The following is a 13,652-nucleotide window of genomic DNA, read 5'->3' as shown; positions in this document are numbered from 1 at the left end:
AATTAAAATTATCGAAACTATGCACAAAAGGAATACATCATGGATGTCAGAGCCCTACGCTATTTCGTCGAAGTGGTGCGTCAGCAAAGCTTTACCCGTGCAGCAGAGCAGCTGTATGTGACCCAGCCGACCATCAGTAAAATGCTGCGTCAACTGGAAGAGGAGCTGGACTGCACCCTGCTGGTACGCGAAGGCCGCAAACTGCATCTGACCAATACCGGACAAGCGGTGTATCAGCGCGGTCTGACCATCCTGCAGGAATTTAAACAGCTGGAAACCGAGATTGGCGATATTAATGAATTGAAAACCGGCGAGCTGCGTCTCGGCATTCCGCCAATGGTTGGTATGCAGATCGTGGGGTCGATTTCCGCCTTTCGTCAGCGTTATCCGGGCATTGAACTGAAAATTTCAGAGTTCGGTGGGCTTACCGTGCAGCAAGCGGTGCTGTCCGGCAGTCTCGACTTAGCGCTGACCGCGCTGCCGCTGGCAGAGGATCTGCCGTTAAACACTCTGCCGCTAATGAGTCATCCACTCTGCGTGCTGGTGCCGCGCAGCGCACCGTGGCTGAACCGCAGCAGCATTGCGCTGGCTGAACTGGCCGAACATCAGATTCTGATTTTTAACGAGGAGTTTTCACTTAACCGTCAGCTGATGCAGGCTTTTCAGCGCAGCGGATTCACACCGAAAATTGCGGTGCGCAGTGGTCAGTGGGATTTTCTGGCAGCAATGGTGCAGGCGGGCATGGGCGTGGCGGTGTTACCGGAGCCAATTTGTCAGCGGCTGGATAAGCAATCGCTACTGTGGTTGCCGCTGGAGTCGGATATGGAGTGGAAACTGGGGTTAATCTGGCGAGAAGGCAGCTATCTGTCGCGCAGTGCGCAGGCGTGGATTCACTGTTGCCGTGAGTTTTGGCCGGGTGAAGCACCGAGATTATCGGTATAGGGGAGGCGTTCTCGCCTCCCCTGTGGAAGGATGCCGGTTACTCCTCTTTCTCAATCAGCAATGCTTCCAGCAAATCGAGATCGTGCAGCAACTTCATCATGGTTTCATTAGTGATTTGCTGCGTCGCACGCAGGTGGTAAACCTCGCCACGCTCGGCACGCAGCGCGGTTAAGCGGAAGCGACGCTCAAGGTTTTCCGCAAACAGTGCGCGTTCTGCATCCTCTTTACCGTCGATACGCCGACGCAAATTGCCGACAACCCGCGCACTGGTCTCTTTCAGCAGCTCGGTATCAATATTCTCTTCGGTATCAACGGCCAGTCGCTCTTCCATTTTACGCAGGCTTTCGATCGCCACCCCCGCCATCGCGGCACGGGCATTCTGCATCTCATGGCGATGGGCTGACTTATCAATGCCCTCGACACCACGCAGCAGAATCGGCAGCAAAATCACCCCGACAAACAGCGAGAACAGAATCACGCCGGTAGCGAGGAAAATCAGCTCATAACGCGCCGGAAAATCATCACCGTTGGTCAGCAGCAGTGGAATCGACAGCACACCCGCGAGGGTAATTGCACCACGCACGCCGGCAAACGACGCGATCAATAACTCACGCGTTGAGTAGTTGCCGAACTCCATTGGGCGTTTGGTCATAAACCGACGGCTCAGACGCTGCATAATCCACAACCAGCCGAAACGCACAATCATCAGCGCCGCGTAGATCAACACGATATCGGTAAACAGCATCCACAGCTGGACGTTCGGATCGGCCTGAGCCTCTGCCACCGAGGTTTCCAGAATGCCCGGTAACTGCAGACCAAGCATCAGGAACACCATGCCGTTAAACACAAACTCCAGCATCTGCCAGACGCTGTTGGCACGCAGTCGCATCGCTAACGGTGCCTGACGCATAATGCCAGAGCGGGTGATGGTCATACCGGCAGCCACTGCCGCCAAAATGCCGGAAACCCCAAGGTGTTCTGCAATCAGATAAGAGGCAAACGGCAGCAGCAGCAGCAAAACGGTTTGCGTTGCCGGATCGTCACCGCTCAGACGGCTGAACAGGCGCAATGATTTACCAAACAACCAGCAGACGGCAATACCCGCCAGCAGGCCGCCAATCGCTACTTTCAGGAATTCGACGCTGGCACCTGAAACGGTAAACACCATGGTGCCCATCGCCACTGCGACGGCAAACTTAAGCGAGACCAGGCCAGAGGCATCGTTCATCAGCGCCTCGCCCTGCAGAATCGACATGATCTTCTTCGGTATTCGCCCTTCTCCGACAATGCCGGAAAGCGCCACCGCATCGGTCGGCGACAGCACCGCCGCCAGCGCAAATGCCGGAATCAGTGGAATGCCAGGCACCATCCAGTAAATCAGATAGCCGATTCCGACCACGGTGATCAACACCAGCACCAGCGCCAGGCCGATTATTTCGCGGCCATGATGCAGGAATTCACTGGTCGGCGTTTTCCAGCCGTCAGCAAACAGTAGCGGCGGAATAAACAGGACTAAAAACAGTTCAGGATCGAAGTCCACATGCAGGCCAAAATTTGGCCAGGCTAACAGTGCACCGGCGGCGATTTGCACCAGCGGTAAGGGGATCTGAAACGGAATTATGCGTGCAGCGACACCGGATAGTGAAACCACCAGCGTCATAATCAGTATTGTAAAGAATATTTCCATGCTTTCCTTGAAGCCTCTTCTTCCAACAGGCGTGATAAATACAGGCATGGGGAACAACATGCCTGAAGGAATTGTAAAACAAAAAGGCAAACCGTTTAAAAACAGGACGTGCGGTCAGGGAAATTAGAGACGATTCTGGCGTAAAAACGCCGAAATATGGCGTGATGTAGCGGAAAAGAGAATATTTCGCTGGGGCATCCGTTCCCCATACCTCATCACTGATTAAATCGCCCAGCCGCCTGCATAAAAAGCAATCAGCGCTACGGCAATTACCACAGTACCGATATTCAGCTTGCGCCACTCACCGGCAAAGATACGGCCAATCACCAGCGCACCAAAGCCCAGCATGATGCCGGTAACGATATTGCAGGTCAGTACGATAAATACCGCGCACAGCAAGCCGGACATGGCATCAACATAGTCGCCGAAATCGATCTTTGAGACATTGCTCAGCATCAGCAGACCAACATACATCAGCGCCGGTGCGGTGGCATAAGCCGGAACCAGGTAGGCCAGCGGCGACATAAACAGAATCAGCATAAACAGCAGGCCAACGACAATCGCCGTCAGGCCGGTTTTACCCCCCGCCGCGGTGCCGGCTGCGGACTCGATATACACCGCCGCAGGCGATGAACCAACCAGACCGGCAAAGATGCTGCTGACCGAGTCAGTCGTCAGCGCTTTTCCACCGTTAATAATTTGGTTGTCTTTATCCAGCAGATTAGCCTGGCCCGCTACCGCACGGATGGTGCCGGTGGCGTCAAACACCGCGGTCATCACCAGTGCCAGTACCGTAGGTAATACCGCCGGTTTCAGTGCGCCGAGAATATCAAGGCTGAACACCAGCGAGTTGCCTTCGGCATCGCTCAGGCTTGGCATCGCAAACAGCCCCTGATATTTCACCGCTGGATCGAAGATCAACCCGATGATTGATATCGCAATAATCGTCAGCAGAATTCCGCCCGGTACACGCAGTTTTTCCAGACCAAAGATTGCCGCGAGGCCGATCAGTGACAGCAAAACCGGAAATGAGGCGAAGTCACCCAATGCCACCGGCAGACCCGGCGCGGGATTTTTCACCACCAGACCCACGCTGTCGGCAGCAATCAGCAGCAGAAACAGGCCGATACCGACTCCGGTTCCATGCGCTACGCCCATCGGCATATTACGCAATATCCAGGAGCGGATACCGGTCGCCGAGATAATGGTAAACAGCACCCCCATCAGGAATACCGCGCCCAGCGCCACTGGCACACTGATCTGCTGGCCCAGCACCAGGCTGAAAGCAGTAAAAGCGGTCAGTGAAATTGCACAGCCAATCGCCATCGGCAAATTAGCCCATAAGCCCATAATAATGGAGCCAAAAGCGGCAACCAGACAGGTTGAAACAAACACTGCGGTTGGCGGAAAGCCTGCCTTGCCCAGCATACCCGGCACCACAATCACCGAATAAACCATGGCAAGGAAGGTCGTGAGGCCAGCTAAAACCTCCTGACGCACGCTGCTGTTGCGCGCAGAGATTTTAAACCAGGCGTCGAAAGAACCGCTGGCCTGACGTGAAGGAGTCGACATAGAGAATATCCCCTGAGATTTCTTATGATGTATTCATGCATGGCGCGTATCAGTCGCACCCTGGTGGCGGGAAACACACTTCCCGACATAAAAGCTGTTATTACCCTATAAGCGAATAAGCAAACGTTTACTTCGCCGGCCAGATAAAAGGCGCACTGAGTGCGCCGATTTAAAAGGCAAACGATTATCCTGCCTTTAATGACGGATTTTCAACTGCTGTTTACGGTTAAATGACGACATTTAGCGATATTTCAGCAGTAAAATGCGCTCGCTAACCGCCGATCAGACTGTACCTGGCGGCGGCGACACTGCGTAATAGGGTTTTCTTATCAACAATCCGCAGCCACATCAGGGTGATAGCTTTGGAATGAAGAAACTACCCCAGCTTCAGCTCGCCACCCTGTTGAATCGCACGCTGCCAGGCGGCGCGGGTCTGAATTTTATCCAGCCAGGCTTTGGTATGAGGCGTATTGGTAAGACTGCCGCGCGTGGTCAACGCCTGAAGTGGAAAACTCATCTGAACATCGGCGATACTGAAATTTTGCCCGGCAAACCACGGATTTTTAGCCAGATGCTGCTCAATAAATTGTTGATGGGTAACAATTTGCTTATCGAGATACGCCTTCTGTACTCCTTTACCGAATGCGGCACCAATCGGGCGCATCAGCCACGGCACCGGCGGTTTACCCATCCGGCTAAAGATCAGCTTCATCACCAATAGCGGCATCAGCGAACCTTCCGCGTAGTGCAGCCAGTAACGAGACTGCAGCATCTCCTCTTCATCAGACAGTTTTAGCCGATATTCAGAGTCATAGCGTTCGGCGAGGTACTCGAGAATTGCGCCAGATTCGGCAATTACGCGGTTATCATCGGTAATCACCGGTGATTTACCCAGCGGATGAACTTTTTTTAACTCGGCAGGAGCCAGCATGCTGTTTTCACGCTGATAGCGTTTGATCTGGTAAGGCACTTCCAGCTCTTCCAGCAGCCACAGCACACGCTGCGAGCGCGAATTATCGAGATGATGAACAGTGATCATGGCGTAACCTTGTGTTTAACGGCGATTAATCAGTATAGACCTTCATCCTCACTTTCAATTTCCGGATTGAGCAATATCGCCCCGGTTCCTTGGGTGGAAAGACGGTCGTCCGGGTTACGCAGCGGACAGTCACTCATCGATAAACAGCCACAGCCAATACAACCATCCAGCTGATCGCGCAGGCGCGTCAGGGTTTCAATACGCTTATCCAGCTCTGAACGCCACTGCTGCGTCAACTCAGACCAGGCCTTTACCGAAATCTTTTTATCGACCGGCACATTCATCAGGTTGTCACTGAGTGTCGCCAGCGGAATGCCAATGCGCTGGGCAATTTTGATGATTGCCACCCGGCGCAATACATCACGCTGATAACGACGCTGATTGCCGGCATTGCGAGTGCTGGAAATTAATCCTTTGGATTCATAAAAATGCAGTGCGGAGACGGCGACGCCACAGCGCTTCGCCACTTCGCCGGGCGTCAGAACGGTTTTCTGGCGATTGCGATCTTTTTTCATTTAGCCCTTTACCTCAAGTTAACTTGAGGAATTATACTCCTCCACCAACAGAACAGCGAAATCAAAATCTATAAATGAAGGATGAGGTCATGATGCATAACGAAATTATTCATACACTGACTGGCTGGATTGAACAGAATTTAGATAAAACGTTATCGATTGATGAAGTGGCAGCGAAATCAGGTTATTCGAAGTGGCACCTGCAACGTATGTTCCGTACCGTCACGAAACAGACGTTGGGTGGATACATTCGTGAGCGTCGCCTGACACTGGCTGCGGAAGCACTGTCAAAAACCCAGCGCCCGGTGTTTGATATTGCTATGCAGTATGGCTATGACTCGCAGCAGACCTTTTCTCGCGTATTTCGCCGTCAGTTCTCCCAGACGCCGACCGCTTATCGTCACACCATGCGTCGTCAGAGTTTGCAGCGTCAACGTCCTTATCCGTTCGACTGCGCCGCGCGCTTTGCGGGCTGCGGCCAGAGTAACTAATTTCACTGACCTCGCTCTCCCTTCCCCTGATGTCACAGGCATCAGGGGCTGCCCTGTTATTTCTCCTTCAGTACTGCGCAAAAAACTACCATACCAGGTATAAAAATCGTTCAATATTTAAAATCCGGTGATATAATGTGATCCACGTCACAAATATATCCCGGTATCAGCGCGCTGAGAAATCTTCCTGACATTTCTTCCGCCCCTTTGATGATGCCGCTTTTTCAGGTCAGGGCTTTCATCTCAAGAGGTTTGTTCGATGGGCACTTTAACCGCCAGTGTGCTACTTATGCGTTGGGAACTGCTGAGCGCAGTGATGATGTTTTTCGCCAGCACGTTCAAAATTAAATGCCGTCAGAAAAGCCGCAATGCCATGGCGTTTATCTTTAGTGGCATTGGTATTGGTATGTCATGCTGGTTTGTTACTGGTCTGTTCGGCATCACCCTGAGTATGGAGAACGTTAACCACTTCTGGGATGTATCGAAAGACGTGTTTGTTGACGTGATGAGCCAGGCACCGGCCAACTGGCCGATGCCGTAAAAGCCTTAGCGGGATGACGACAGCGGTTTAATCACCGGTTCGGGTTTAATCCGCATCGCGTAGATCACTCCGGCGATCAGGCAAATAATCCCGCACAGCGTCATTAACGGCGGCCACTGCTGGCGCAGCAGAAAGGTATATCCCAATCCTGCCAGAATCTCGAAGACAATCAATGGGCCAACCAGTACCGTCGGCAGACGCTGGCTGGCTTCATTCCAGCATAACGCGCCCAGCCACGAGCAAAACAGGCCAATGACCAGCATCAGTGGAATAAACACTTCCGGACGCGGGCCAAACGGTAGCGCAAAGGCTGGCTGAGTCAGCGCCAGGTTCGCTGTTACCACCACACCGGCAATCAACGCGACCGGCAATGTCACCAGCCCCTGCGCGGTCGCCCAGGTGCCCGGTTTTTTATCCGGATTCTCCCGCAGCCAGCGAGAGTTGCGTAGCGGATACCAGGTCCAGCAGGCAACGGCAATCAGCGCCAGCGCAATGCCACTGAGATAGCGCCAGAGATCAAAATCCACCGCTCCACTTTGCAATTCCGCCGCATTAACGCATACCAGCCCCAGCGCAATAAGCAGCAAGGCAGGCGTCAGTTTGCGCCACGATAATCGGCCGTCATGATGCCCATAGACCAGGTTGGCGGTTACCGAGATCACCACCGGCAGCGTGCCGATAATCATGGTCGAGACAGGCGCACCGGTGCGCTGGATAGCATTGGCGAGGCAGGTGTAATAGAGAATATTGCCAATCACCGTCAGTTTTAGCGCCTCAATCCAGTCGGCACGCGACAGCTGGCGTAAACGTTGACGCGCATGCCACGCCAGCGGCAGCGCCAGCAGACCAAACGCCACGTAACGCCCGACCGACTGCAACGCTCCCGGATATTCCGGCACCAACAGCGGGCCAACAAAAATTAATCCCCACATTAAGCCTGCGGAGAGAGCAAATAATACGCCAGAGAACATGATTAGCCTGCTAAACAGTAAAAACAGCCATCAGTCTGGCGTGAATTACGGCAGAAATATTGTATGAGATTGCGGTTAACGCCGTGGCGGCATGACCTGCTTTTGATAGCGGCCCGGCGTAATACCATAGCGCTGAGAAAAAGTGCGCGTCAGATGTGCCTGGTCGGTCAGGCCCGACGTTGCCGCCACTTCCGCCAGCGGCACACCGCGCGTTAGCAGCTGCTTTGCCTCAAACAGACGAAACGCCATCAGCATCTGGTGCGGCGTAACGTGATACTGCTGCTTAAACTGACGCAGGAAATGATAAGGACTCAGCGCCGCCAGTTCGGCGAGCGTGATATTGCGCTCGAAATTGGCCCGCAGGTAGTCTCTGACGATATCAAAGCGATGCGCAGGCTCAGCCTGCAGCTTATTTGCCACCCGCGCGTGAGGACGGAATAATTGCATGATATTCAGCAACAAACTCTCTGCCGCCAGCGAATCACTCGCCTGCCAGAGTGCGGCCAGCGACTGTGACAGCTGTTGTGAAGTGGCGAGATCGTCACGTACCGCATCGGTAAACCACCAGCCCTGCTCACCGGAAAGTGACTCCAGCATCTGCGGCTCAATATAAAGCATCCGATAGCGCCAGCCTTCATCTGTGGCTGACTCGCCGGTATGCAGTTCGTCCGGATTCATCAATACCAGCGAATGGGTCGGCGCAACGTGATTGACGCCGCGATAGCGAAAGCGCTCCGCGCCAAAATCGATGGTGCCAATACCAAAAGCTTCATGGGTATGCGGCTCAAACGCGTAGCTGGAGATATGCGCGTGATACAGCTCCACTCCCGGCAACGACGGTAAATGACGGAACTGTGCGCGATCTTTTTCACATGGAAACTGTTCAGGTACGCCTTGCACTGCACACTCCCGCTACTATAAAGATGAAGGGATAAGCATAATAGAATGCCAGTCGCTTGCTCAACAATGCAAAGGAGTTTCACATTGAACTGCTTTTTCTCTTCGGTGCTTTCAGGTGAAGTGCGCTATCACGATCTGCCCGGTGAACAAGCGCCGATCGTATTTATCCACGGTCTGGGTTGTGCAGCGTCCTATGAATACCCGCGCGTGGCTGCCGATCCGGCATTGCGCGATCATCGCATTATTCTGATCGATCTGCCCGGATCCGGCTTTAGCGATAAGCCCGCCAGCTTTAGCTACACCACCAGCGACCAGGCACGGGTAATAATCGAATTGTTAAACCATCTCGCATTACCGGCGTTCACTCTTTACGGCCACAGTATGGGCGGCAGCATCGCGATTGAAGTAGCGGCGATGAAACCCGCTAACCTGACGACGCTGCTGGTCTCCGAGCCCAACTTTCGCGCCGGTGGCGGTAGCTTCAGCCGTATCATTGCCGCGCAGGATGAAATTGAATTTATCGCTTACGGCCACGATTTGCTGATTGAAGAAGATGACACGCCGTGGGCGGGTTCAATGCAAATGACGTTAGCGCAGGCCGCCTGGCGTGGCGCCTCCTCGCTGGTTAACGGCATTACGCCTTGCTGGCTGGAAATCTTTACCACACTACCGATGCGCTGCGGCCTGATAGTGGGTGAATGCTCACCTTCTGACCAGGATGTTGATATCGTTAAGGCTGCCGGGATTAATCTCTCGGTGGTCGCCCGCGCCGGACATGCGATGTCATGGGAGAATCCGCAGGGATTAGCCGCGGCAATTGCGGCGGGTTGTCAGCAGTCATCCTTTTGTCCGGAGAATTAACTCTACTTCCAGGCCACTGGCGCATTGCTCGCCCGGTCAGCGATCTGCAACACAGGGCGGGTATGTCCCGCACTGAAGACAAAGAACGCATCGGATTAAACCCCACCTTATCAACAAGGATTTTAGTTAAAAATGGGCAACGCTCTCGCAATTCTGCAAGATAAATATCCCGGTGCATTTAGCTGGTCATTTGGTGATACACCGGAACTGGCTGATGAGCTGGCAGAGCTGGTAATTAAAGGTATCAAGACCGCCAGCTGTTGTTCTTTCGACTCTTACAGCAAAGAGACAACGCCGCCCGTGGTGGGCAGTTACAGCATCATTCTGAACAGTGCAGGAGAGCCAGCTTGTGTGATCAGAACCGTAGCGATGCGGCTGGTACGCTACTGCGACGTCACTGCATCACAAGCCAGACTGGAAGGCGAAGGCGATCTTAGCCTTGATCACTGGCGAGCCGGACATCAGCAATTTTTTCAGCGTGCAGGCACATTTTCTGAAGATATGGAGCTGGTTTTTGAGGAATTTCAGCTGATTGAAATCGTTTAAGGCGAACGCCGATATCCGCAGCGTCGCCATTCAATGATGCTGAATTACATCAGATATTCGCGGAACCAATTGATGGTTCGGTCCCAGGCGAGATCCGCCGCTGGCTTATCGTAGCGCGGCGTCGAGTCATTATGAAAACCATGATGTACGCCCGGATAAATATACGCCTGATAGTTTTTATTATTGGCTTTCAGCGCCGCTTCATAGGCAGGCCAGCCCTCGTTAATTCGCGTATCCAGCTCGGCGTAGTGAATGAGTAATGGCGCTTTAATACACGCGACATCTTCGGCTTTCGGCTGACGCCCATAAAATGGCACCGCTGCTTTTAATTCCGGATAGGCCACCGCCGCCGCATTCGATACGCCGCCGCCGTAACAAAAACCGGTAATACCAACATTGCCGTTTACCTGCTTATGCTGCATCAAAAATTCAATCGCGGCGAAGAAATCATTCATCAGTCTGGTGGCATCAATCGCCTGTTGCAGTTCACGCCCTTTTTCATCATTACCCGGGTAACCGCCTACGGAACTGAGTCCGTCCGGTGCCAGCGCAATAAATCCGGCTTTGGCAACCCGGCGCGCCACATCCTCAATATAGGGATTCAGCCCGCGATTTTCATGCACCACCACCACCGCCGGAACCGGCCCGGTGGCCGCAGCAGGCCGCACCCAATATCCCCGCACTTTCTGATGACCACCAGGCGACGGATATTCAATGTATTCCGCAACAATATCAGGATCGGTAAATTCAACCTGCTCAGCTAAAGCGTAATTGGGCATCAGCGCCCCCAATACCGCCGCCGCCGTGCCACCGACCGCAAATTTAGAGGCCAGCGAGAGAAATTCGCGCTTGGTAATTTTGCCGTGCACATAGTGATCGTAAAGCTCAAGCAGTTCCGGAGAGAAGTCTTTTGCCGTCAGACGGGTCATAGCCGTGCTCCTTTCGCATCAGTTAACGGGGAAAAAGTGCAGTTAACACTATGGCCGAAGGTGCGAGAAGTTGCTAACGGAAAGCGCGGGTAAGCGGCTGAAATTGTAGGGGAGCCGTTTTCGGCTCCCCTACAGTCCTCCTGCTTTAATGGTCTAAAACGCGAAGCAGGAACAGCCCAGCGCGCCCCAGAAAGCGTTATCATCCGCTACCGGCACCGACGATCCTCGCGCGATATTATGTGAATGCTGATGTACGCCACATGGTCCGCTACAATGGTGTACCTGCTGCATTAACGCCACGCGGCCATTAGCCTGCGGCGGTGCGCTGCGGTAATGACCCGGCACGCTGACTACCGGCGACCAGTCCGGCAGGACCGGAATCGACGGCGGTGCCAGTGGGCCAAAGCTGCCCGCAGCGTAAACAATTTCGCCGTCTACCATCGTCAGTACCGATTCGATACCTTTAATCGCTTCTTCCGCCACGCTGAAATAGTCCTGCGATAAAATCACCAGGTCCGCCAGCTGGCCGACTTTAATCTGCCCTTTCTTGCCCTGCTCACTGGAGAACCAGGAACTGCCCTGCGTCCAGAGCATCAGTGCCGTTTCACGATCGAGACGCGCATTGTCGTCATACATCGCCATACCACCAACGGTACGACCGGAAACCAGCCAGTAAAGCGCGGTCCATGGATTGTAACTGGCGACACGCGTCGCATCCGTCCCCAGCCCGACCGGTACGCCAGCCTCGAGCATCCGCGCCACCGGCGGCGTCTGTTTGGTGGCTTCTTTACCGTAACGCTCGGCGAAATACTCCCCCTGAAACGCCATACGGTGCTGTACCGCAATGCCACCGCCCAATGCTTTTACCCGCTCAATATTGGCTTCAGTAATGGTTTCTGCATGGTCAAAGAACCAGTGCAGGCCGTTAAACGGAATCTCACGGTTAACCTTTTCAAACACATCCAGCATGCGGCTGATGGATTCGTTGTAGGTTGCATGCAAACGGAATGGCCAGCGCTGCTCCACCAGATGGCGCACCACGCGTTCCAGCTCATCTTCCATACCCGGAGCCAGGTCGGGACGCGGTTCGAGGAAGTCTTCGAAGTCGGCCGCCGAGAACACCAGCATTTCACCCGCGCCGTTATGTCGATAAAAATCAGTACCCTGGCCCGGCTTCAGCATATCAGTCCACTTTTCAAAATCTTCCAGCTCATGGCCGGGGCGCTGGGTAAACAGATTGTACGCAATGCGAATGGTCAGCTGCTTTTTCGCGTGCAGTTCAGAAATCACTTCGTAATCATCAGGATAGTTCTGGAAACCGCCACCGGCATCAATCGCACTGGTGACACCAAGGCGATTCAGTTCACGCATAAACTGACGTGTGGAATTAACCTGTTGCTCCAGCGGCAGTTTTGGTCCTTTTGCCAGCGTGGCATATAAAATCATCGCATTAGGCCGCGCAATCAGCATGCCGGTCGGATTACCTTTGCTGTCGCGCTGGATTTCGCCGCCCGGCGGATTCGGCGTGTCGCGGGTATAACCGACAACTTTCAGTGCCGCGCGGTTCAGCAGGGCACGATCGTACAGGTGCAGGATAAATACTGGCGTATCCGGTGCCGCTTCGTTAATTTCATCCAGCGTAGGCATGCGGCGTTCAGCAAACTGAAACTCATTCCAGCCGCCCACCACACGAACCCACTGCGGATTAGGCGTGCGCAGCGCCTGCTCTCTCAGCATTCTTAACGCGTCCGCCAGCGATGGCACGCCTTCCCAACGCAGCTCAAGGTTGTAATTCAGGCCGCCACGGATTAAATGCAGATGTGAGTCGTTTAGCCCCGGAATACCGGTATGTCCTTGCAGATCGACAACTTTAGTCGCCGCATCGGCGAACTGCATCACCTCCGCTTCACTGCCCACTGCCAGAAACTTGCCATCTTTAATCGCCACTGCGGTTGCCAGCGGATTGTCACGGTCCACCGTATGAAACTTACCGTTGGTCAGAACTAATGAAGCTGTTGTCATTACATTTCTCCAGGTAAGACTAACCGCGTGGGGTCAGCCAGTTTTTAAGCAGGCGAGTGATTGCCGGCATCCACAGATAGACCACCAGAGCCACCACGCAGGCATCGTTCAGTAAATGCCCCCACAGGGTGCCTTTACTGGCGGGTAGCGCATGGCCCCAGAACCAGGGAACCAGATTGGTAGAGGGAAAGATAACCGCCAGAGTAACCAGAAACTGTTTCCAGCGCGCCGTAACCGGGGAAGCAGGCGTTGCTGGCGTAAACCAGAACGCGGCGCCAGGACGCATTTCAATGTGTTCCGGAGCCATCAGCATTTCTGGCAGTTCAGCCACCCGCGCCTGACGTTCGCTGGAATTAATCCACTTATAAAGATTATCCAGGCCGTCGAATCTGATCAGAATGGTATACGTCATTTCGCCATGCACCGGGCGCAGTACATTCACGCCGAGGTGACCGGTGAATAGCGCCGCCTGCGGCATAATCTTTTCCAGCCAGCGCTCATATTCAGGCTGTTTTCCCGGTTGCAGGCGGTGGGTAATCACCAGCGTCACATGCTCTGGCTGATGCGAATAGTCCACGATATTCTCCTCTTTGACCTGGGATTTGACCGTCAGGGGTTGTATTCAATAGAGAAACA

At 53.8% G+C, this 13,652-nt stretch carries 14 protein-coding genes; 5 read left to right on the top strand and 9 right to left on the bottom strand.

Features of this window, described 5'->3' with window-relative positions:
- Positions 1-39: 39 nt before the first annotated feature.
- Positions 40-942 carry a LysR family transcriptional regulator gene (locus tag ACP3TC_RS01095; RefSeq protein WP_313854195.1) on the top strand — a complete coding sequence of 301 codons (903 nt, stop codon included), beginning with the start codon at positions 40-42 and terminating at the stop codon, positions 940-942.
- A 37-nt stretch (positions 943-979) separates the two neighbouring features.
- Here ACP3TC_RS01095 and ACP3TC_RS01090 read toward each other — a convergent pair whose 3' ends face one another.
- The 4 genes from ACP3TC_RS01090 to soxR all read right to left on the bottom strand — a co-directional run bounded on the left by ACP3TC_RS01090 (position 980) and on the right by soxR (position 5,755).
- Positions 980-2,629, bottom strand: coding sequence for a Na+/H+ antiporter (locus ACP3TC_RS01090; RefSeq protein ID WP_313854196.1), 1,650 nt, complete (start codon positions 2,627-2,629; stop codon positions 980-982).
- A 222-nt stretch (positions 2,630-2,851) separates the two neighbouring features.
- Entirely contained in the window at positions 2,852-4,201 is a 1,350-nt protein-coding gene (locus ACP3TC_RS01085) for an NCS2 family permease (RefSeq protein ID WP_313854198.1), read from the bottom strand.
- Between the two features lie 376 nt (positions 4,202-4,577).
- Positions 4,578-5,240 carry a glutathione S-transferase family protein gene (locus tag ACP3TC_RS01080; RefSeq protein ID WP_426817347.1) on the bottom strand — a complete coding sequence of 221 codons (663 nt, stop codon included), beginning with the start codon at positions 5,238-5,240 and terminating at the stop codon, positions 4,578-4,580.
- 29 nt (positions 5,241-5,269) lie between these two features.
- Positions 5,270-5,755, bottom strand: coding sequence for a redox-sensitive transcriptional activator SoxR (gene soxR / locus ACP3TC_RS01075; protein WP_313854201.1), 486 nt, complete (start codon positions 5,753-5,755; stop codon positions 5,270-5,272).
- An 89-nt stretch (positions 5,756-5,844) separates the two neighbouring features.
- On the opposite strand from soxR, the gene soxS reads away from it, so the two are divergent.
- Positions 5,845-6,246, top strand: a complete 402-nt coding sequence (gene soxS / locus ACP3TC_RS01070; RefSeq protein ID WP_313854203.1) for a superoxide response transcriptional regulator SoxS — start codon at positions 5,845-5,847, stop codon at positions 6,244-6,246.
- A 259-nt stretch (positions 6,247-6,505) separates the two neighbouring features.
- On the top strand, positions 6,506-6,787 hold the full coding sequence (locus ACP3TC_RS01065; protein WP_313854204.1) for a YjcB family protein: 282 nt from the start codon (positions 6,506-6,508) through the stop codon (positions 6,785-6,787).
- Positions 6,788-6,792: 5 nt separating this feature from the next.
- Here the strand turns inward: ACP3TC_RS01065 and ACP3TC_RS01060 are convergent, their stop codons facing one another.
- Positions 6,793-7,758, bottom strand: coding sequence for a DMT family transporter (locus ACP3TC_RS01060; RefSeq protein WP_426817346.1), 966 nt, complete (start codon positions 7,756-7,758; stop codon positions 6,793-6,795).
- 75 nt (positions 7,759-7,833) lie between these two features.
- Entirely contained in the window at positions 7,834-8,658 is an 825-nt protein-coding gene (locus ACP3TC_RS01055) for an AraC family ligand binding domain-containing protein (protein WP_426817345.1), read from the bottom strand.
- Positions 8,659-8,742: 84 nt separating this feature from the next.
- On the opposite strand from ACP3TC_RS01055, the gene ACP3TC_RS01050 reads away from it, so the two are divergent.
- Both ACP3TC_RS01050 and ACP3TC_RS01045 read left to right on the top strand, forming a co-directional pair.
- Positions 8,743-9,519, top strand: coding sequence for an alpha/beta fold hydrolase (locus ACP3TC_RS01050; protein ID WP_426817344.1), 777 nt, complete (start codon positions 8,743-8,745; stop codon positions 9,517-9,519).
- A 132-nt stretch (positions 9,520-9,651) separates the two neighbouring features.
- The gene (locus ACP3TC_RS01045; RefSeq protein WP_426817343.1) at positions 9,652-10,065 is read left to right on the top strand and encodes an ASCH domain-containing protein; all 414 of its coding nucleotides are present in this window, start codon (positions 9,652-9,654) and stop codon (positions 10,063-10,065) included.
- 44 nt (positions 10,066-10,109) lie between these two features.
- Here ACP3TC_RS01045 and yghX read toward each other — a convergent pair whose 3' ends face one another.
- From yghX to ACP3TC_RS01030, 3 genes are all read right to left on the bottom strand, one after another.
- Positions 10,110-10,994: a YghX family hydrolase gene (gene yghX, locus ACP3TC_RS01040; RefSeq protein WP_426817342.1), complete on the bottom strand. Its 885-nt coding sequence runs from the start codon at positions 10,992-10,994 to the stop codon at positions 10,110-10,112.
- 153 nt (positions 10,995-11,147) lie between these two features.
- The gene (locus ACP3TC_RS01035) at positions 11,148-13,016 is read right to left on the bottom strand and encodes an amidohydrolase (RefSeq protein ID WP_313854212.1); all 1,869 of its coding nucleotides are present in this window, start codon (positions 13,014-13,016) and stop codon (positions 11,148-11,150) included.
- 19 nt (positions 13,017-13,035) lie between these two features.
- Complete coding sequence (locus tag ACP3TC_RS01030) at positions 13,036-13,593, bottom strand: antibiotic biosynthesis monooxygenase (RefSeq protein ID WP_426817341.1); 558 nt, start codon at positions 13,591-13,593, stop codon at positions 13,036-13,038.
- Between the last annotated feature and the right edge of the window lie 59 nt (positions 13,594-13,652).

The sequence above is a fragment of the Winslowiella sp. 2C04 genome (genome assembly GCF_050037805.1).
Taxonomy (GTDB): Bacteria; Pseudomonadota; Gammaproteobacteria; order Enterobacterales; family Enterobacteriaceae; genus Erwinia; species Erwinia toletana_A.
Note: the sequence above shows the minus strand (reverse complement) of the source record. Positions and strands in the feature narration are given on the sequence as shown.

What these genes read in the sequence shown, in the direction of transcription:
- ACP3TC_RS01095 (WP_313854195.1), top strand. Translation starts at nt 40, where the DNA reads ATGGATGTCAGAGCCCTACGCTATTTCGTCGAAGTGGTGCGTCAGCAA.
- ACP3TC_RS01090 (WP_313854196.1), bottom strand. Translation starts at nt 2,629, where the DNA reads ATGGAAATATTCTTTACAATACTGATTATGACGCTGGTGGTTTCACTA.
- ACP3TC_RS01085 (WP_313854198.1), bottom strand. Translation starts at nt 4,201, where the DNA reads ATGTCGACTCCTTCACGTCAGGCCAGCGGTTCTTTCGACGCCTGGTTT.
- ACP3TC_RS01080 (WP_426817347.1), bottom strand. Translation starts at nt 5,240, where the DNA reads ATGATCACTGTTCATCATCTCGATAATTCGCGCTCGCAGCGTGTGCTG.
- soxR (WP_313854201.1), bottom strand. Translation starts at nt 5,755, where the DNA reads ATGAAAAAAGATCGCAATCGCCAGAAAACCGTTCTGACGCCCGGCGAA.
- soxS (WP_313854203.1), top strand. Translation starts at nt 5,845, where the DNA reads ATGATGCATAACGAAATTATTCATACACTGACTGGCTGGATTGAACAG.
- ACP3TC_RS01065 (WP_313854204.1), top strand. Translation starts at nt 6,506, where the DNA reads ATGGGCACTTTAACCGCCAGTGTGCTACTTATGCGTTGGGAACTGCTG.
- ACP3TC_RS01060 (WP_426817346.1), bottom strand. Translation starts at nt 7,758, where the DNA reads ATGTTCTCTGGCGTATTATTTGCTCTCTCCGCAGGCTTAATGTGGGGA.
- ACP3TC_RS01045 (WP_426817343.1), top strand. Translation starts at nt 9,652, where the DNA reads ATGGGCAACGCTCTCGCAATTCTGCAAGATAAATATCCCGGTGCATTT.
- yghX (WP_426817342.1), bottom strand. Translation starts at nt 10,994, where the DNA reads ATGACCCGTCTGACGGCAAAAGACTTCTCTCCGGAACTGCTTGAGCTT.
- ACP3TC_RS01035 (WP_313854212.1), bottom strand. Translation starts at nt 13,016, where the DNA reads ATGACAACAGCTTCATTAGTTCTGACCAACGGTAAGTTTCATACGGTG.